We start from the raw sequence: 18,474 nt of genomic DNA on the forward strand, positions 1-18,474 counted from the left end.
TAGAGGGTTCTCCCCAGGCGGGGATACACCTTTCTTATATAGAGAAAGTACAAGGCCTCTGGCCGAATCCCACCACCATGCTCCGCACAGACCCCAGCCGCGGCATAAGCGACCGCCAACGTTGCCGAAGTGTCGGGCGCCTGCTTATACCCTTCCCAGGGCGGGCTTTGGGACCGCCAGGGTGAAAGTATAGTACAGCCGGCGGGCCGCTGGTTGTGCGGCCCCTATTGCAGGAAACCTACTGCTTTGGTATAGTAGGCTTACGAATATGGGAAAAGGAGATCCTGACTATGGAAAATTTGTTTCATCGTATCAGTATAAGGAAATATCTGAACAAACCGGTGGAAAAAGAAAAGATCTTGGAAATCCTCCGGGCGGCCATGGCGGCTCCTTCTGCCTGCAACCAGCGTCCCTGGCGCTTTACCGTGGTGACGGACCGGGAAAAGATCCGGGAACTGGCGGCCGTCAGCCAGTATTCCGTTTTTGCTGCAGCGGCTCCGGTGATTCTGGTTATCAGCTATCGGAAAGACTGCCTGCTGCCGGAGTTTGCTCCGGTGGACACCAGTGCGGCCCTGGAAAATCTCTGGATCGAAACCGATGCCCAGGGACTGGGAGGCGTCTGGATGGGGGTCTATCCCCGGCCTGAAAGGATGGCGGCTGTAGGGAAGATTGCCGGCCTGCCGGCGGAAGAAGAAGCTTTTGCCATGTTCTCCCTGGGGTATCCGGGAGAGGAAACCAGGAAGCATGACCGGTTCCAGGAAGAATGGATCCGGTGGATCGAGTAAACAGGGAGGTGCCTGATGAAATTCGTACTGAGCCTGCCCCTGGCCCCGGCGGGGATGGAAATGATGGAAAAACTGGGGATCCAGTGGGAAGTGGGTCCCGGCTTAAACTGGGAAGAATACCCCGATGCCCTTTTGGAAAGTGCTGATGCTCTCATTGTCCGGCTGGAAAAATGTCCGGAATCCGTGCTCCGCCGGTGCCCCAACCTGAAGGTGCTGGGACGCCCGGGGATGGGCTTTGAAAATGTGCCGGTGGACTACTGCACCAGGCGGGGGATCCCGGTGGTGCTGGCTCCCGGGGCCAATGCCCGGAGCGTGGCGGAACATGCCCTGGCCCTGATCTTTGCCTGTGCCAAGGATCTGAAGGAAATGGACGCCGAGAACCGGAAAGGGAACTGGGGGATCCGGGCCCAGGGAAAACAGATGGAACTGGCCGGGAAAACCGTGGGCATCGTGGGGGTAGGCGGCATCGGCAGCCTGCTGGCCCATCTGTGCCGGGCCCTGGGCATGGACTGCCTGGGCTGGAGCCATTCCCGGAACCGGGCCCGGGTGGAGGACGCGGGCTGCCGGTATGGGGACACCCTGGAGGAAGTGCTCCGGGAAAGCGATTTCGTGTCCCTCCATGTACCTCTGCTGGAAGAGACCCGGCATTTCATCGGAGCCCGGGAACTGGCCATGATGAAACCCACCGCCTTTCTCATCAACACGGCCCGGGGAGCGGTGGTGGATGAACAGGCCCTGGCGGATGCGGTGAACCAGGGCGTCATTGCCGGGGCCGGCGTGGACGTGTATGGGACAGAACCGGCGGATCTGGACAACCCGGTGTTCACGGCGCCCCGGATCCTCTGCACTCCTCACAGCGCCGCTCTGACCCCTGATTCCTGGGCCCGGATGGCCTGCGCCGCCGTGGAAGGCTGTTACGCCGTATGCCAGGGAAAAGAATGGAAGGGCGTGGCCAATCCGGAGGTGTGGGGGAGAAAATCTTGACATACTTCCTGTATTTTAGTACACTAGCGGAGTAAAGCAAAACACAACTGAACGGTCCGGCTGAGGAAGGCGGACCGTTTCGGTTTCTGAGGGGGTCCTGAGGATGACGAAAAAAGTGGCGATACTGGGGAGCAGCGGGGGAAACCTGTACAACCTGGGCGGGAAAGATCCGGCTTCTCTTTTGGGAGAAATGGTCCGGCAGATCAAAGGGGCGGGGATGGAACTGACCGCCATCCAGTTCATCGGGGCGGAAGCCTCCATGGATACGGCCAAACCGGACACCAAAGCGGCACTGTGGACCTGGAACGGGGAAGAACCGAAGGTGGTGTTCCGGGGGACCCTGGAAGAAGTGAACCGGGAAGCAGTGCTGGAAGACGAACGGATCGCCGGGCTCATCGATGAAGACAAGGTGGACGGGCTGATCCTGGCCAGCTGCGACCCCAAAGGCGCCAACCGGGCGGCCCTGAAAGCGGCGGCGGACAAAAAGCTGGCAGCCACCGGTACCGGGGGCACTTCCATGGCTCTGGCCCAGTCCATGGGTCTCAATGTGGTGGCGGTTTCCGGTACCACCGGCACCACCAACCGGACCCGGGCCATTGCCAATGTGTTCGCCCTGGCCAAATTCTGGAAGCTCAGCTACCGGCCGGCCATGAACGGCGGGGTCACCGCCGGGGACGCAGGGGAACAGGGGAGCCTCCTGTCCCGGATCAGCGTCCGGGGGATCCTGATGGCGTCCCTCCCCGGATTCATTGCCATGGCTCTCACCCTGATTCTCAGCAAGGTGCCGGGACTGGAATACTTTGAAAAGATCTTCAACATCATGATCGACGCCCTGCCGGTGATCGTGGCCACGGTGGCCGCCAAACAGGTATCCGGCATGGGGGATGTGGCCATTGTGGCCGGGGTGGTCACCGGGATCCTGTCCGTAAAGGGCGGGCTCATCGGGGGCATCATCGGCGGGATCATCGCCGGGATCCTGGTCCAGTTCCTGCTGCTGAAATGCCTGAAGCTGAACTTCCCTGCCACCACTGCCAATATTGTGGCCGGGGGCGTTGCAGGCCTGGCCGCCGGGCTCCTGATCTACCTGTTCATTGCGCCGCTGGCGGAAGCGGTGGGCAACGGGATCCGCTACGTGATCGACTGGGCTTTCTCCATCCATCCGGTGCTCTGCGGAGGCCTGGCGGGACTCCTGATCTGGCCGGCCATTATGGGGGGCATGTACCATGCGGCCATCCTGCCCATTATCCTGCTGGAAATGGAAAAGACCGGGAACTCCTTTTTGGGAGCCATCGACATGGTGGGCCTGGTAATGGTGTCCGCCGGGATCATGGCCGCCAACATCCTGGCGCCCCGGCGGCAGGACGACCGGGCCCTGGCCATTCCCGGGCTGTTCATCAACATGGCCTTCGGGACCTTTGTGGAAGCGGCCTATCCCTTTATGTTTTCCAATAAAGTGGTGATGGCCGGAGCCATCCTGTCTGCCGGGGTAGGGGGAGTGGCCGTAGGGTACTTCAATGTCCGGGGTACCGCCTATGTGCCCAGCATCGTGGCCCCCACCCTGTCCAACAACGTGCTGGGCTTCGCCTTCTGCATGTTTCTGTCCGCCTTCTGCGCTTTCTGCATCACCGCAGCGGCGAACCGGTTTACGAAGAGTAAAGGGGAATGAAAAAGCAGTGGCACACGTAAAAAACACACGCGTGCCACTGCTTTTTTGTCAATTGACCATTGACGGGGATGTGGCACGCATATTTTTTACGTGCAACATCCCCCTTATTTCTTTGTGATCAACGGGGCCTTTACCTGGAAATATTCGTGGATCAGGTCTTTGTAGTAGAGCATGGCCTTGTTCAGGTAGGCTCCTTTTTTATAGGTAATGCACATTTCCCAGTAAGGGTCTCCGGGGATCCGGTAGTAGGCGATCTTGTCCTGGTATTTGTAGTAGCCGGCGGAGACGATGGTACAGGCCATGTTGTTCTTCACCATGGTGAGAAGGGCCCGGATGCTGGCGCTTTCGAACAGCACATAGGGATGGTAGTCCGCTTCCTTCAGCACCCGGTCGATGATCTGGCGCATGGTGGATTTGGGGAACATGAGTACGAAGGGACTGTCCTTGCACTGGTCCACCGGCAGGTAGGGCAGGTCTTCCAAAGGAGTGCCGGGACGGGCCGGGTCCACTGCCCGGGGACTTTCCCGGGGAATGGCCAGGAGCATGGGTTCCCGACGGATCAGCTCGAATTCCAGGTCCGGGGTCTTCTGTTTCTCCGTTACCGTCACCACCCCCAGGTCCGTATCTCCCCGGCTGAGCCAGTTCAGCTGGTCCACCACGAACATTTCATGGGGCCGGAGGGTGATCCCCGGGAACCGGCGGTGGAACTGGGGATAGGTGGCTACCAGCATGTCGATGCCCCGTTCCCGGGAAAAGGTCAGCCGGAGATCTCCCAGGCTGCTCTGGGCCATGTCGTGGATGATGTTGTAGGCTTCCCGTTTTTCCCGGAGCATGTTCCGGCCATATTCCAGATACACCTGGCCGGCACTGGTGGGGGTCAGGTCATGTTTGTGCCGGACGAACAGTTTGATCCCCAGCTGCTGTTCCAGCTTCAGCAGCTGCTGGTTCAGGGCGGACTGGGTAATGAACAGCTGCTCGGCGGCTTTGGTGATGCTGCCGGTTTCCGCAATCTTCACGATGTATTCGATCTGTTTTAGATCCATCGGGCACACCTCACTTAGAAAAACTTATTTTAGAACTAAAAATAAACAATTTGATTTATAGTAGCATGAAAATTACAATAAAGTCAAACATTGAATCCGGACGCTATTCACAATAGACTGAAAACGCGCAATTTCAGGGAAGCTGTCGGATTGGATCGTCAAGGGCCTGTGACATTGTTGGATACTGTTGGTTATGATCAAGGAGGAGCAAATCAATGACACCCGTAATTACCAAAATGGAAGTTTACCCGGTTGCCGGCAGGGACAGCATGCTGCTGAACCTGAGCGGCGGGCACGCCCCCTATTTCACCCGGAACATTGTAATCCTTACGGATTCTGAAGGAAACACCGGGGTGGGGGAAGTCCCCGGAGGCCCCAAGATCACCAATGCCCTGGAAGAGGTGAAGGACATTGTGGTGGGGACCAAAATTTCTGATTACCGGAACACCCTGCTGGCGGTGAAAGCCCATCTGGACAAGAACGGCGAAGAAGATGTCCGTGGGAACCAGACCTTCGATCTGCGGACCGGGGTCCATGTAATGACCGCCATCGAAGCCCCCTGCCTGGACCTGTTGGGGAAATTCCTGGACATGCCGGTATGCCGGCTGCTGGGCAACGGGCAGCAGCGGGATTTCGTCCGGTTCCTGGGGTACCTGTTCTTTGTAGGGGACCGGAACAAAACGGATCTGCCCTACGACCATGAAGAAGATTCCGACTGTGAATGGTACCGGCTGCGGAACGAAGAAGCCCTGGATGCGGACAGCGTAGTGGCTCTGTGCCGGGCTGCCAAGGAAAAATACGGGTTCAAGGACTTCAAGCTGAAAGGCGGCGTGCTGCCCGGTGACGAAGAAATGAAAGTCATCAAGGCCATGAAGAAAGCCTTCCCGGATGCCCGGATGGACCTGGATCCCAACGGGGCTTGGCTGCTGGAAGATGCAGTGAAGTATGTGTCCGACATGCACGGCATCCTCACCTACTGTGAAGATCCCTGCGGGGCTGAAGGGGTGTATTCCGGCCGTGAAATCATGAGCGAATTCCGCCGGCGTACCGGCTTCCCCACCGCCACCAACATGATCGCCACCGATTGGCGGCAGGTGGGTCACTCCCTGGAAAGCCAGGCAGTGGACATTATCCTGGCTGATCCCCATTTCTGGACCATGAACGGGTCCGTACGGGTGGCGCAGATGTGCCATGAATTCGGCTACACCTGGGGCAGCCATTCCAACAACCACTTTGACATCTCCCTGGCCATGTGCGTCCAGGTGGGGGCTGCGGTGCCGGGCTTCTACAATGCCCTGGATACGCACTGGATCTGGCAGGAAGGCCGGGAACGGCTGACCAAGGAACCCATGCAGATCGTGGACGGCGGCATTAAAGTGCCGGACAAACCGGGTCTGGGTGTGGAAGTGGACCGGGAACAGGTGATGAAGGCTCACGAGCTGTACAAGAAACACTGCCTGGGTGTCCGGAACGATGCCATCACCATGCAGTACCTGATCCCCGGCTGGAAATTCGATGCAAAATCTCCCTGCCTGGTACGGTAAGGACAGGGTTCACGAATCGGAGGAATAGAAAATGGCAGAATCCACACGGATGGTCCTGGGCTTGGGCCTGGGCATCCTGGTCATGATAATCTTAGTCGCTAAAACAAAAGTCCACAGCTTCATCGCCATGCTGATCGCCGCCTTGATCACCGGGATCATCGGAGGCATGCCCATTCTTACCGTGAAGGTGGCGGGCAAAACCACTGTGGGCGTGATCAACGCCATCAGCACCGGCTTCGGCAACACCCTGTCCAGCACCGGCATCATCATCGGCCTGGGGGTCATGATGGGGGCCATCCTGGAAAAATCCGGGGCTGCGGAAAAACTGGCCATCAGCTTCATCAAACTGGTGGGGAAGGGCAATGAAGAATGGGCCCTGGGGGTCACCGGCTGGGTGGTTTCCATCCCGGTGTTCGCTGACTCCGCTGTGGTGATGCTCTGCCCCCTGTGCAAAGCCATCTCCAAGGTAACCGGCAAATCCGTCATCGGCCTGGGGCTGTCCCTGGCCTGCGGGCTTCAGCTGACTCACGTGCTGGTGCCTCCTACCCCCGGCCCTCTGACCGCAGCCGGGATGCTGGGCATCGATGTGGGGCAGATGATCGCCGGGGGTGCCATCCTCAGTATCCCCATGCTGCTGGTGATCGTCCCCTACTGCAAATGGATCGGCAAGAAGATTTACCAGGTGGTCAATACAGATGATGAATACGTTCGTCCTCAGCAGGGCGAACAGGTGAAACTGGCTTCCACGGAACTGCTGGACCAGTTCCTGAACCGGACGGATCTGCCCGGGCTGGCCATTTCCGCGGCGCCCATTGTGGTTCCTCTGATCATGATCCTGACCAAGACGGTGCTGGATCTGATGGGAGCGGACAAGAGTGCCGGGTACTACTACTTTGTGGCTCTCTTTGGCAGCCCCATTGTGGCCCTGATGATCGGGACCCTGATCGCCATTTATGGCCTGGTGCCCAACCGGGATACCAAAGAAGTGCTGAAGATGATGGATGACGGCATCAAAGACACCGGCATCATCATGCTGATCACCGGTGTGGGCGGTTCCCTGGGGTATGTGGTACGGGCTTCCGGCATCGGCAATGTGCTGGGCCAGATGGTTGTGACCTGGCCGGTGCCTGCGGTGCTGATTCCCTTCTGCATCGCCGCTCTCATGCGGATCTGCCTGGGGTCCGCTACGGTGGCCATCGTAACTTCCGCCTCCCTGACCATGCCTTTGATGAGCCAGCTGACCATCAGCCCGCTGCTCATGGCTCTGTCCTGCTGCGTGGGTGCCATTTCCTTCGGGTACTTCACCGACTCCGGGTTCTGGGTCTGGAACGGCATGTTCGGTGTCAGCGACCTGAAAGAACAGCTCCAGTGCAAAACCGCTGTGTCCATGATCATGGCCGGCGTCGGTCTCCTGGAACTGCTGGTGGCCCAGTATTTCATTTGATAAGCGGTTAAGTCTGGAGTCTGGAGCCGCTGGATAAAATTTGCAGGCAAATTTTTCTGAAGCTGGAAAGACTGGAAGGTTTTTATCCTCAGAAGGAACTGGCAGACAGTTCCTTTCCAGGGTCTTCCGACTTCTGACTCCAGACTGCTCAACCGGAGCTGCCAAAGGCAGCTCCTCTGGGAAAGCCAGAGATCCTTCCCTGGTTTTCCCAGAGGAATCTTCCCTGTTGAAATCTCATGACCTTGCAAGAATGTATAGGAGGGGTAAGCATGTATAAAATCCTGGTGCCCAAGGCCCTGAAACCGGTGGCCCGTGAGTTCCTGACCAAAAAAGGGTATGAACTGGTAAGCCCGGAAGCAACGGACGAAGCCACCCTGGCCAAAGCCATTGCCGATGTGGATGGGGTCATCGCCCGGACGGAAAAATACACCAAGACTGTGGTGGATGCCGGGAAGAACCTGAAGATCATCGCCCGGTACGGCATTGGTTACGAAAACATCGATCTGGAGGCCTGTGACGCCAAAAATGTCACGGTGACCCTGGCCCGGGGCTGCAACACCTATTCGGTGGCGGAACATGCCATTTCTCTGATGCTGGCCTGCTTCCGGCAGATCCCCCAGTTCAATACGGAAATCCGGAAGGGCAACTGGAAGAGCCGGGATGCCATCGAGACCCACGAAGCCCGGTACAAGACCTTCGGCAGCATCGGCATTGGGCCCATCGGCCTGGAAGCCGTGAAGATCGCCCATTTCGGATTCCAGATGCGGACCCTGGTGTACGACAAGTTCGTGGACCGGAGCCAGTTCCCGGACTGGGTGGAATTCGTGGATACCCTGGATGAACTGATGGAACAGGCGGATGTGGTTTCTCCCCACCTGCCTCTCAACAAAGGGACCTTTCACATCATCGATGAGGAAGCCATTTCCCACATGAAGCCCACGGCGGTGCTGCTGAACGTATCCCGGGGCGCCATCTGGGATGAAAAAGCCGTGTACAAGGCCCTGAAGGAAGGCCGGATCGCAGCGGCGGGAGCGGATGTGTTCGAAACGGAACCACCTGCTCCGGACATGCCCCTGTTCAGCCTGCCCAACTACATCGGATGCCCCCACACGGCGGCTCTGACGGAAGAGGCGGTGGATGCGGTGGCCATGAACTGCGCCCAGGCCATTGACGACCTGCTGAACGGCCGGGAACCCAAATTTATCATCAACCATCCGAAAAAAGACTGAGTGAGACTGCAGGAAGGCTGCAGCCCGTATATGGGAGGATCGACAATGAGCAAAGAAATCACCATCAACATCAATGACAAACTGTGCAAGCAGTGCGGCATCTGCTCTGCCCTGTGCCCCAAACAGGTGCTGGAACAAAGCTACGGCAGCTATCCCAAGGTGGCTCACCCGGATGCCTGCATCGGCTGCAAGCTGTGCGAACTGCGCTGCCCTGATTTTGCAATTGAAGTGGAGGTCAAATAATGGCTAAGGTAGAAAAGAAATTCATGGAAGGCAATGAAGCAATGACCGCTGGGGCCATTGCCGCCGGCGCCCGTTTCTTCGCGGGCTATCCCATTTCCCCCAGTTCCGAAGTGGCCAAAGCCGCTGCCAAGGAACTGCCCCGTCATGGCGGGATCTACATTCAGATGGAAGATGAACTGAGCTCCATGGCGGCCCTCCTGGGGGCTTCCCTGGCCGGGAAAAAGGCCTTCACCGCCACCAGCGGACCGGGCTTCTCCCTGATGCAGGAAAATCTGGGTCTGGGGATCATGTCCGAACTGCCCTGCGTCCTCTACAATGTGCAGCGCAGCGGCCCCTCCACCGGGGCTGCCACCAAACCGGCCCAGGGAGACCTGATGCAGGCCAAGTACGGCACCCATGGGGACCACAGCATCATCGCCCTCAGCCCCTCTTCCGTACAGGACTGCTATGACCTGTCCATCACCGCTTTCAACCTGGCGGAAAAATACCGGACCCCGGTGATCTTCCTGGCGGATGAAGTGGTGGGACACCTGCGGGAAACCCTGACCATCCGGGAACCGGAACCGGACGAAATCATCAACCGGAAGGCTCCTGCCACCAAGAAACAGTCTGAATTCCGTCCCTATGACTACAGCGGCACGGAAGTGGCTCCCATGGTGGCTGTAGGGGATCGGGACCTGCTCATGCGGACCACCGGCTCCACCCATGACGAAAAAGGGGAATTCTGCCCCTCTTCGGAAAACATCGACCGGGTGACCCATTACCTGGTGGACAAGATCGAAAAACATGTGGACGACATCACCATCACCCGGAAATATCAGATGGACGATGCGGATGTGGTCCTGATCTCCTTCGGCTGCTCCGTCCGCAGCTCCCTCAGCGCCATTGAAATCCTGCGGAAAAAAGGCGTGAAAGCCGGTCTCCTGCAGCTGGTCACCGTATGGCCCATGCCGGAAAAAGAAATCCGGGCTGCTCTCCAGCAGGCCAAAACCGTGATCGTGCCGGAACTGAACCTGGGGCAACTGGCCGGGGAAGTCCGGAAATACAACGACTATGGCTGCAAAGTGCTCCAGGCCAACCGGACCGACGGGATCCTGATTACCCCCCAGCAGATCGTGGATGTTTATGAGGAGAGTGAAAAATAATGAAATCTTACAAGGACTATATGCTGTTTGACAAACTGCCTCAAACCTGGTGCGCCGGGTGCAGCCACGGGATCGTGCTCCAGTCCATTGCTGCCGTGATGGCGGAACTGGAAGTGGACAAGCATGACATGGCTCTGGTCAGCGGCATCGGCTGCTTCGGCCGGGTGGATGACTATCTGGACATCAACTGCATGCACGTGACCCACGGCCGGGCTCTGGCCGCCGCCACCGGTGTGGCCCTGGGGAATCCGGACCTCCACGTGCTGGTAACCATGGGGGATGGGGACGGCACCACCATCGGGGGCAACCACCTGATCCATGCGGCCCGCCGGAACATCAACGTGACGGCCATCATCTCCAACAACTACAACTATGGCCAGACCGGGGGCCAGTACTCCGGCACCACCCCCACCCACAGCATTACCCAGACCTCTCCTTACGGCCACATTGAACAGAACTTCGATGTATGCAAGCTGGCCATTGCCGCCGGTGCCTCCTATGTGGGCCGGGCCACGGCCTACAACCCGGTGATGCTCCGGAAGCTGATCAAGGAAGGGATGCAGGTGAAAGGGTTCTCCCTGATCGAAGTGATGAGCGCCTGCCCCACCCACTACGGGAAATTCAACAAACTGGGAGCAGCTGCCCACATGATGCAGCTGATGAACGAACAGAGCGTAACTGTGGCCCAGGCAGCCAAAATGAGCGAAGAAGAGCTCAAGGGCAAGATTGTGGTAGGGTGCATGAAGAACGCACCTCGGGAAGACTACTACACCAGTTACAAAAAGATCATCGATGCCAACAGAATTGAGGGATAACCATGAAAAAAGAAATCGTATTGTCTGGGGTCGGCGGCCAGGGCGTAGTTTCCGTTGGGGAAGTCATGGGCCTTGCCTCCCTGAATGAAGAGAACATCAACGCCACCATGAGTGCCTCCTACGGGGCGGAAGCCCGGGGGACCTTCACCAAAACCGACGTGGTCTTAAGCGACGGACTGGTGGGCTATCCCAACGTGGCGGTGCCGGATCTGATCCTGTGCCTGGCCCAGGTGGCCTATGACCGGTATGTGGACAAATTCACCGCTGACACCCTGGTGTTCTATGATTCTGACGAAGTGACCCCCAAGGAAGGGGCCAAAGGCACTGCCATCGGCTATCCCTTCCGGAAACTGGCGGTGGAACTGGGCAGCATCCAGAGTGCCAACTTCATCGCCCTGGGGGCCATGATGAAAAAGACCGGCCTTTTGAAGCCGGAAAGCGTGGAACAGGGCATTGCCAAACGGTTCGCCGGCAAGCAGAAAGTCATCGACAGCAACCGGAAAGCTTTTGAAAAAGGGCTGACCCTGGAATAAGAACGTACCAACAAATGAATTGAGGTAGAATCCATGAGCGGAAATGAACTGAAATACAAGGACAACCGCAGCGGAATCATGGTCAACGGGGTGGGCCGGAGCGGCAACCGGGCTCTGCTGTACAGCATGGGTCTGGAAGAAGACGACTTCCGGAAACCCATTATCGGGATCGCCAATTCCTTCAGTGAACTGGTGCCCGGCCATATCCACCTGCGGGAACTGGCCCGGGATGTGAGCGACGGCATCCTGGAAGCGGGGGGCATTCCCCGGGAATTCGACACCATCGCCCTGTGCGACGGCCTGTGCCAGGGTCACAGCGGCATGCGGTATTCCCTGCCCAGCCGGGAAATCATCGCGGACTCCGTGGAGGCCGTGGTGGAAGGGAACCAGCTGGATGCGGTAGTGATGCTGGCCTCCTGCGACAAGATCGTCCCCGGGATGATCCTGGCTGCAGCCCGGATGAAGATCCCCGCCATCATCGTTACCGGTGGCCCCATGCTGGCCGGCAACTGCGACGGGTACACCAACATCTGCCTGAGCAACCTGCGGGAATTCGTGGGCCAGTATCAGGTGGGCAAAATGAGCTATGAAGAACTGCGGAAGATGGAAATGGCTTCCCTGCCTACGGTGGGCTCCTGCTCCATGATGGGCACCGCCAACACCATGAGCTGCCTGGCGGAAGTGCTGGGGCTGACCCTGCCCCGGATGGGCACCTCTCCGGCGGTTTCTTCCGAAAAACGGAGACTGGCCCGGGCCAGCGGCAAACGGATCGTGGCCATGGTGAAGGAAGGCATCACCACCCAGGATATCCTGACCCGTACCGCCCTTTTGGATGCGGTAAAGGCCGTTATGGCCATGGGAGCTTCCACCAACTCGGTACTGCATCTGATGGCCATTGCCCATGAAGCCCATGTGGACCTGACCCTGGAAGATTTCGACCGGATCAGCCGGGAAGTCCCCTATCTGTGCAACCTGCGGCCTTCCGGCCAGTATGCAGTGGACGTGCTCCATGCCAACGGCGGGGTGCCGGCCGTACTGAAGGCCATCGAAGACAAGCTGGATGACCATATCACTGTCACCGGCCACACCCTGAAGGAAAACATCGCCGCCCAGCCTCTGGTGGAAAATGACGTGATCTTCCCCCGGAGCAAGCCCAAGAACAAAGAAGGGGGCATTGCTATCCTGCGGGGGAACCTGGCTCCTGACGGAGCCGTGGTGAAGGCCAGCGGGGTGAAACCCAACATGCATGTATTCACCGGGACTGCCCGGGTGTTCGACAGCATGGAAGATTCCATGAAAGCCATCGAAGCCGGGGAAATCAAACCGGGTACGGTGATCGTCCTCCGGTATGAAGGGCCCAAAGGGGGTCCGGGCATGCGGGAAATGTTCCTGGTCACCGCCCTCCTGGTGGGCCGGGGCATGGACGAAAGCACCGCTCTGGTCACCGACGGGCGCTTCTCCGGATCCACCCGGGGGCCATGTATCGGCCACGTTTCTCCGGAAGCTGCTGCCGGCGGCCCCATTGGCCTGATCCAGGACGGGGATGTGATCCATATCGACATCCCCAACCGGAGCCTGACCATGGATGTATCCGACGAAGAACTGGCGGAACGGAAGAAACATTTCAAACCGGTGGTGAAGGCCACTTCCCCCATGCTGAAAAAATATGCAGCTTTGGTATCTTCTGCTGACAAAGGGGCTGTCCTTCAGGTAAAATAGAAAGAAAACGGGGGGCGTTCCCATAACAGCGTCTCCCACTTTACAGGAGGCAGAATCCATGGCAGAGAAAATCACCTATAAGCTGAAGCATGTGGGCATCAACTGTGAAAACGAAAAAGAGGCCAAACAGCTGGTATCCCTCTTATGCAGCCTGTTTGACCTGGAGCCGGGCAACGAAAATGACACGCACATCTTCGTTGACGGCATGTTCGAAGTGATGAAGGACAGCACCCGGGGGAAATGCGGGCACATCGCCCTCCAGACTCCCGATGTGGAACTGGCCATGACGGACCTGGCCAGGAAAGGGATTTCCTTCAAAGAGGAAACCATCCGCCGGGATGCTGACGGAAAGGTCATCTTCGTCTATCTGGACGGGGATATCGGAGGCTTTTCCTTCCATCTCACCAAATAAAAAGCGTGAACGACCATCCCTCAATGGTAAGAAACCAACCCCTCTGATGAATGACGCCGGAGCCCCTTTGCCAACGGGGACTCCGGCGTTTCGTGGTATCATTATGAGTGAAGAGTGAAGAGTGAAGAGTGAAGAGTGAAGAGCTGGGAGGAAGACTATGCTGGAAAAATATGGGAACAAGGTGATGACGGCGGCGGAAGCGGCCAAGGCGGTAAAAAGCGGGGACTGGGTGGACTTCGGCTTCGGGAACGGGTTCCCGGAACTGATGGACGAAGCCCTGGCTGCCCGGAAGGACGAACTGACGGATGTGAAGATCCGGGGCGGACTGGTGTACCGTCCCATTATCCACACCATCGACTGCGACCCGGAAATGAAGCATTTCCAGTACTACAGCTGGCATCTTGGAGCCTATGAACGGAAGATGTTCACCGCCCGGCGGCTCCATTTCGTCCCCATGCTGCTGCGGCTGCTGCCGGAAATGTACCGGGACTATCTGAAAGTGGACGTGGCGGTAGTGCCCGTGTCCCGTCCCGATGCCAACGGGTACTGCGGCCTGGGCCTGGCCAGCTACTGCTGGAAGACCATCATGAAGAAGGCCCGGACCGTGATCTTTGAAATCAATGAACACATGCCCACCCTCCAGGGGGTGGACGGGTCCCACCGGGTGTCCCTGGATGACGCGGACATCATTGTGGAAGGGGAACATGCCCCTCTGTGCACTTCCGGCTACCGGACTCCATCAGAAGCGGATCTTCAGATTGCCCGGAACGTGGTGGCGGAGATCCCCAACGGGGCCACCCTGAGCCTGGGAGTGGGGACCATTCCCTTTACCATTGCCCAGATCCTGGCCCAGTCCGACCGGGAAGACCTGGGATGCCACACCGGCACCATCAGCGACGCCTTCCTGGCCCTGTACAAGGCCGGGAAGCTGACCAATGCCCGGAAAGAGGAAAAGACCGGCCTGGCCTCCTGGAACCTGGCCAGCGGCTCCCAGGAACTGTATGACTGGCTCCAGGAAAAACCGGAGCTGTTCTATCCGGCGGAAGTGGACTACATCCACAATCCCCGGGTGATGGAGAAGATCTCCAATTACATCAGCATCAACGGCGGGGTCCAGCTGGATCTTATGGGTCAGGAAAATGCGGAATCCATCGGCACCCGGCAGCTGTCCGGGGTAGGAGGCCAGCTGGACTTCCTGGAAGGGGCCTTCCTGTCCCATGGGGGCGCCGGCTACATCTGCATCGAATCCTCCCGGGTGGACAAGAAAGGGGTCCGTCATTCCAACATCGTCCCGGCCATTGCCGCCGGAAGCTCCATTGCCGGCTGCCGGGCCCTGATCCAGAACGTGGCCACGGAATTCGGGGTGGCTCATCTCACCGGCCTCTCCCTGAAAGAACGGGCCCAGGCCATGATCGCCGTAGCCCATCCGGATTTCCGGGAAGAACTCCAGGAGTATGCGGACAAGACGTTTTGCTGATCGGCTGCTGCCAGGGCCGCAGCCGGGTCGCAGGTCTCGAGACCCGCGGCCTCCAAAAGGGGGCTGTTGCTTATGCAACAGCCCCCTTTTTTTCTCTTAATATATTTAATGAATCATCTAAAAACAATGAATTTGATTTATACTTCCCCGGACCGTACAATAAAGGTATCAGAAAAATCTGTGCGGATGGGCTTCGGGCTTTGCCTGAGGTTGAAGGAGGTTGGATGTTATGAAAATCACCACCAGAGGCGGGGTCGTTTCCCAACTGCTGGAAAATGTACCCTTGCCCCGGATGTTCCGGGCCCGGCAGACCTTTCCCCGGCCGGTGCTGACCCCGGAGGAGATTCCCGGGGCGGTCCGGAGTGAAATGAGCCGGGAACCTTTTGTGAGCAAGCTGAAACCGGGGATGTCCGTGGCCATTACTGCCGGGAGCCGGGGCATTGCCAATGTGGCCCTGATCACCCGGTCCATTGTGGAATTCTGCAAAGAACGGGGCACCCGCCCCTTCATCGTCCCGGCCATGGGGAGCCATGGCGGGGCCACGGCGGAAGGCCAGCTGGAAATCCTGGCCGGCTACGGGATCACCGAAGAAGCCATGGGCTGTGAGATCCGCAGCAGCATGGAAACGGTGTACCTGGGCATGAGCGGTTCCGGCCGGCCGGTGTACATGGACAAGAACGCCTATGAGGCGGACGGCATCATCCTCTCCTGCCGGCTGAAGCCGCACAATGCTTTCCGGGGGAAGGTGGAAAGCGGTCCCTGCAAAATGATGGCGGTGGGCCTGGGGAAACAGAAAGGGGCGGAAAACGTTCACGCCGACGGTATGGGAAAGATTGCGGAACACATCCCTTCCATGGCCAAAGTGTTCCTGGAAAAAGCCCCCATCCTGTTTGCCATCCCCTCCATTGAAAACGCCTACGACGAAACCTGCAAAATCGTGGCCATCGATACCCCGCACATGATCGAGGAAGAGGCGGAGTGGCTGAAATTCGCCTTTGCCAACATGCCCTCCCTGCTGGTGAAGGAAGCGGATGTGCTGGTGGTGGATGAAATCGGGAAGAACTATTCCGGCACCGGGGTGGACCCCAACATTGCCGGGACCTTCTCCACCGAATACGCCCACGGAGGCCTGAAGGTCCAGCGGACCTGCTTCCTGGACCTGTCGGAAGCCTCCCACGGGAACGCCCTGGGCATCGGCCTGGCCAACTGCATCACCGCCCGGCTGTTCAACAAGATCGACATGGATGCCATGTATCCCAACATCGTCACCAACACGGTGTTCAAATCCGGGATGATTCCCTTTGTGGTGCCCACGGACAAGGAAGCCATCCAGCTGTGCATCCGTACCACCAACGGGGTGGACCGGGACCCGGCCAAAGTCCGGGTGGTCCGGATCCCCAATACTTCCCACATCGGCACCGTGATGCTCAGCGAAAGCTATTATGAAGCCGTAAAGGCCGGGCAGTACCCTCATCTGGAAGCCCTGGATGAACCGGAAGCCCTGGAATTCGATGCAGCAGGGACCCTGCTGACAAAAATCTGAGAAAGGAAGAAATCCTATGACTGCACCTCTTGTAATCAAGGTCAAGGACAAGGACAATGTGGCCATTGCCGTCCATGACCTGCCGGTGGGCACGGAAGTACTGCCGGGAGTGGTTTCCCTCCAGCCCATTCCCCAGGCCCACAAAATCGCCCTGGAGGATATTCCCAAAGGGGGAGAGATCATCCGCTACGGGGTGGTCCTGGGCTATGCCAAGGACGCCATCCCCAAGGGCAGCTGGATCAACGAACACATGCTGGACCTGCCGGAAAGTCCGGCCCTCCATGATCTGCCCTATGCCACCCACATCGTTCCGCCGGAAGAACTGCCGGATCCGGTCCAGACCACCTGGTGGGGCTACCGGAACAAAAAGGGTCCGGCAGGCACCCGGAACCTGCTGGGGGTGGTGACCACCGTCCAGTGTGCCGCCGGGGTGGTGAATGTGGCAGTGGACCGGATCCGCCGGGAACTGCTGCCCAAGTATCCCCATGTGGATGATGTGGTGGCGGTGAACCATCCCTATGGCTGCGGGGTGGCCATCAACGCTCCCATGGCCAAGATCCCCATCCGAGCGGTCCGGAACCTGATCCGGCACCCCAATTTCGGCGGGGAAATCATGCTCATCGGCCTGGGTTGTGAAAAGCTCACCTATGACCGGCTGCTGGAACCGGAAGAAATCAATCCGGACAACTGCCTGACCCTCCAGGACTGCCACGGCCATGACGCCATGATGCAGGCCATCCTGGACATGGCGGAAAAGAAGCTCCAAAGACTGGAGCAGCGCCGGCGGGAAGAACTGCCTCTCAGTGAATTGGTGGTGGGGCTCCAGTGCGGCGGCTCCGATGCCTTTTCCGGGCTCACCGCCAATCCCAGTGCCGGTTACGCGGCGGACATGCTGGTAAAAGGCGGCGCCACGGTGATGTTCAGTGAAGTGACGGAAGTCCGGGACGGGGTGCCCATGCTGGCGGCCCGGTGCGTGAACCGGGAAGTCCGGGACAAACTGGCGGCGGAAATGAAATGGTACGACGACTACCTGGCTGATGGGGGTGTGGACCGGGATGCCAACCCCACTCCGGGGAACAAAAAGGGCGGCCTGGCCAATATTGTGGAAAAGGCCATGGGGTCCATTGCCAAAAGCGGCACCAGTCCCATTGTGGAAGTGTTGTCCCCGGCGGAAAAACCCACCAAACACGGGCTGATCTATGCAGCCACTCCTGCCAGCGACATTGTGTGCGGCCCCAGCCAGCTGGCTTCGGGGATCGGGCTCCAGGTGTTCATGACCGGACGGGGCACCCCCTACGGCCTGGCCATTGCCCCGGTGATCAAGGTGTGCAGCCGGAACGAAATGAAGGACAACTGGTTCGACATGATCGATATTTCTGCCGGTGGGGTGGCCACCGGGGAAGCCACCATCCCGGAAGTGGGCACGGAGATCTTCCGGTTCATCCTGGATGTGGCCAGCGGAAAGAAGAAGCCCTACAGCGATCAGTACGGCTTCCACAACGATCTGTGCATCTTCAATCCGGCACCGATTACGTGATATAATGAGGGTGTTGCCTTTGGGCAACACCCTTTGTCAATGGCCATTGACCATTGACCGCTGACCATTGACAGTTTTTACGGAGTTATCACAAGTTATGGAAAATCTTATCCTGGGGGCTTTTTGCCTCGTGCTTTTTTTGTTTATTTTTACGGGACTGCCCCTTTTGGGGGCGCTGTTTGTAGGGTTCCTGCTGTTTTTCGGTTATGGACTGTACCGGGGGCACTCTTTCGGGGCCGTGCTGAAAATGGCCTGGGAGGGAGTCCTGTCAGTGAAGACCATTTTCCTGGTGTTCATCCTCATTGGCATGCTGACGGCGGCCTGGCGGGCTTCCGGCACCATCGACTACATCATT

At 58.4% G+C, this 18,474-nt stretch carries 16 protein-coding genes and 1 pseudogene; 16 read left to right on the forward strand and 1 reads right to left on the reverse strand.

Going from position 1 to position 18,474, the window contains the following annotated elements; all coding sequences use genetic code 11:
• Positions 1-290 precede the first annotated feature (290 nt).
• The 3 genes from QVO43_RS07225 to QVO43_RS07235 all read left to right on the forward strand — a co-directional run bounded on the left by QVO43_RS07225 (position 291) and on the right by QVO43_RS07235 (position 3,435).
• Positions 291-785, forward strand: coding sequence for a nitroreductase family protein (locus QVO43_RS07225; RefSeq protein WP_022487862.1), 495 nt, complete (start codon positions 291-293; stop codon positions 783-785).
• A 15-nt stretch (positions 786-800) separates the two neighbouring features.
• Positions 801-1,769 (forward strand): hydroxyacid dehydrogenase, encoded by a 969-nt coding sequence (locus QVO43_RS07230; RefSeq protein WP_022487863.1) that lies wholly within the window; start codon positions 801-803, stop codon positions 1,767-1,769.
• 103 nt (positions 1,770-1,872) lie between these two features.
• Positions 1,873-3,435 carry a hypothetical protein gene (locus tag QVO43_RS07235; protein WP_022487864.1) on the forward strand — a complete coding sequence of 521 codons (1,563 nt, stop codon included), beginning with the start codon at positions 1,873-1,875 and terminating at the stop codon, positions 3,433-3,435.
• A 104-nt stretch (positions 3,436-3,539) separates the two neighbouring features.
• On the opposite strand, the gene QVO43_RS07240 is transcribed toward QVO43_RS07235, so the two are convergent.
• Entirely contained in the window at positions 3,540-4,478 is a 939-nt protein-coding gene (locus QVO43_RS07240) for a LysR family transcriptional regulator (protein WP_022487865.1), read from the reverse strand.
• A gap of 215 nt (positions 4,479-4,693) precedes the next feature.
• Between QVO43_RS07240 and QVO43_RS07245 the strand changes: the two genes are divergently transcribed.
• The 13 genes and pseudogenes from QVO43_RS07245 to QVO43_RS07305 form a co-directional block, all read left to right on the forward strand.
• Positions 4,694-6,022: an enolase C-terminal domain-like protein gene (locus tag QVO43_RS07245; protein ID WP_022487866.1), complete on the forward strand. Its 1,329-nt coding sequence runs from the start codon at positions 4,694-4,696 to the stop codon at positions 6,020-6,022.
• Positions 6,023-6,053: 31 nt separating this feature from the next.
• The gene (locus QVO43_RS07250) at positions 6,054-7,466 is read left to right on the forward strand and encodes a GntP family permease (RefSeq protein WP_022487867.1); all 1,413 of its coding nucleotides are present in this window, start codon (positions 6,054-6,056) and stop codon (positions 7,464-7,466) included.
• A 269-nt stretch (positions 7,467-7,735) separates the two neighbouring features.
• On the forward strand, positions 7,736-8,695 hold the full coding sequence (locus tag QVO43_RS07255; RefSeq protein ID WP_022487868.1) for a hydroxyacid dehydrogenase: 960 nt from the start codon (positions 7,736-7,738) through the stop codon (positions 8,693-8,695).
• Between the two features lie 45 nt (positions 8,696-8,740).
• A complete protein-coding gene (locus QVO43_RS07260; protein WP_022487869.1) occupies positions 8,741-8,938 on the forward strand; it encodes a 4Fe-4S binding protein in 198 nt (65 codons plus the stop codon).
• Positions 8,938-10,083 (forward strand): 2-oxoacid:acceptor oxidoreductase subunit alpha, encoded by a 1,146-nt coding sequence (locus QVO43_RS07265; protein WP_022487870.1) that lies wholly within the window; start codon positions 8,938-8,940, stop codon positions 10,081-10,083. Before QVO43_RS07260 ends, QVO43_RS07265 begins: the two co-directional genes overlap by 1 nt.
• On the forward strand, positions 10,083-10,898 hold the full coding sequence (locus QVO43_RS07270) for a thiamine pyrophosphate-dependent enzyme (protein ID WP_022487871.1): 816 nt from the start codon (positions 10,083-10,085) through the stop codon (positions 10,896-10,898). The genes QVO43_RS07265 and QVO43_RS07270 overlap by 1 nt, the downstream gene beginning before the upstream one ends.
• Before the next feature lie 2 nt (positions 10,899-10,900).
• Positions 10,901-11,431: a 2-oxoacid:acceptor oxidoreductase family protein gene (locus QVO43_RS07275; protein ID WP_022487872.1), complete on the forward strand. Its 531-nt coding sequence runs from the start codon at positions 10,901-10,903 to the stop codon at positions 11,429-11,431.
• 33 nt (positions 11,432-11,464) lie between these two features.
• Positions 11,465-13,150 (forward strand): dihydroxy-acid dehydratase, encoded by a 1,686-nt coding sequence (ilvD, locus tag QVO43_RS07280; protein ID WP_022487873.1) that lies wholly within the window; start codon positions 11,465-11,467, stop codon positions 13,148-13,150.
• Positions 13,151-13,208: 58 nt separating this feature from the next.
• Positions 13,209-13,562, forward strand: a complete 354-nt coding sequence (locus QVO43_RS07285; protein WP_022487874.1) for a VOC family protein — start codon at positions 13,209-13,211, stop codon at positions 13,560-13,562.
• Positions 13,563-13,719: 157 nt separating this feature from the next.
• Positions 13,720-15,039, forward strand: a complete 1,320-nt coding sequence (locus QVO43_RS07290) for an acetyl-CoA hydrolase/transferase family protein (protein WP_022487875.1) — start codon at positions 13,720-13,722, stop codon at positions 15,037-15,039.
• Positions 15,040-15,268: 229 nt separating this feature from the next.
• Positions 15,269-16,582, forward strand: a complete 1,314-nt coding sequence (locus tag QVO43_RS07295; RefSeq protein WP_022487876.1) for a lactate racemase domain-containing protein — start codon at positions 15,269-15,271, stop codon at positions 16,580-16,582.
• 16 nt (positions 16,583-16,598) lie between these two features.
• Positions 16,599-18,119 carry a galactarate dehydratase gene (garD, locus tag QVO43_RS07300; RefSeq protein WP_022487877.1) on the forward strand — a complete coding sequence of 507 codons (1,521 nt, stop codon included), beginning with the start codon at positions 16,599-16,601 and terminating at the stop codon, positions 18,117-18,119.
• 130 nt (positions 18,120-18,249) lie between these two features.
• Positions 18,250-18,474, forward strand: a pseudogene (locus QVO43_RS07305) (Na+/H+ antiporter NhaC family protein); the annotation flags it as partial.

The organism is Acidaminococcus sp. CAG:542 (assembly GCF_000437815.1).
Lineage (GTDB): Bacteria > Bacillota > Negativicutes > Acidaminococcales > Acidaminococcaceae > Acidaminococcus.

Excerpts from the sequence above, each read along its gene's own strand:
- QVO43_RS07240 (WP_022487865.1), bottom strand. The coding sequence starts at position 4,478 with ATGGATCTAAAACAGATCGAATACATCGTGAAGATTGCGGAAACCGGC.
- QVO43_RS07245 (WP_022487866.1), top strand. The coding sequence starts at position 4,694 with ATGACACCCGTAATTACCAAAATGGAAGTTTACCCGGTTGCCGGCAGG.
- ilvD (WP_022487873.1), top strand. The coding sequence starts at position 11,465 with ATGAGCGGAAATGAACTGAAATACAAGGACAACCGCAGCGGAATCATG.
- QVO43_RS07230 (WP_022487863.1), top strand. The coding sequence starts at position 801 with ATGAAATTCGTACTGAGCCTGCCCCTGGCCCCGGCGGGGATGGAAATG.
- QVO43_RS07295 (WP_022487876.1), top strand. The coding sequence starts at position 15,269 with ATGAAAATCACCACCAGAGGCGGGGTCGTTTCCCAACTGCTGGAAAAT.
- QVO43_RS07265 (WP_022487870.1), top strand. The coding sequence starts at position 8,938 with ATGGCTAAGGTAGAAAAGAAATTCATGGAAGGCAATGAAGCAATGACC.
- QVO43_RS07260 (WP_022487869.1), top strand. The coding sequence starts at position 8,741 with ATGAGCAAAGAAATCACCATCAACATCAATGACAAACTGTGCAAGCAG.
- QVO43_RS07275 (WP_022487872.1), top strand. The coding sequence starts at position 10,901 with ATGAAAAAAGAAATCGTATTGTCTGGGGTCGGCGGCCAGGGCGTAGTT.
- QVO43_RS07225 (WP_022487862.1), top strand. The coding sequence starts at position 291 with ATGGAAAATTTGTTTCATCGTATCAGTATAAGGAAATATCTGAACAAA.
- QVO43_RS07270 (WP_022487871.1), top strand. The coding sequence starts at position 10,083 with ATGAAATCTTACAAGGACTATATGCTGTTTGACAAACTGCCTCAAACC.
- QVO43_RS07290 (WP_022487875.1), top strand. The coding sequence starts at position 13,720 with ATGCTGGAAAAATATGGGAACAAGGTGATGACGGCGGCGGAAGCGGCC.
- QVO43_RS07250 (WP_022487867.1), top strand. The coding sequence starts at position 6,054 with ATGGCAGAATCCACACGGATGGTCCTGGGCTTGGGCCTGGGCATCCTG.
- QVO43_RS07285 (WP_022487874.1), top strand. The coding sequence starts at position 13,209 with ATGGCAGAGAAAATCACCTATAAGCTGAAGCATGTGGGCATCAACTGT.
- QVO43_RS07235 (WP_022487864.1), top strand. The coding sequence starts at position 1,873 with ATGACGAAAAAAGTGGCGATACTGGGGAGCAGCGGGGGAAACCTGTAC.
- QVO43_RS07255 (WP_022487868.1), top strand. The coding sequence starts at position 7,736 with ATGTATAAAATCCTGGTGCCCAAGGCCCTGAAACCGGTGGCCCGTGAG.
- garD (WP_022487877.1), top strand. The coding sequence starts at position 16,599 with ATGACTGCACCTCTTGTAATCAAGGTCAAGGACAAGGACAATGTGGCC.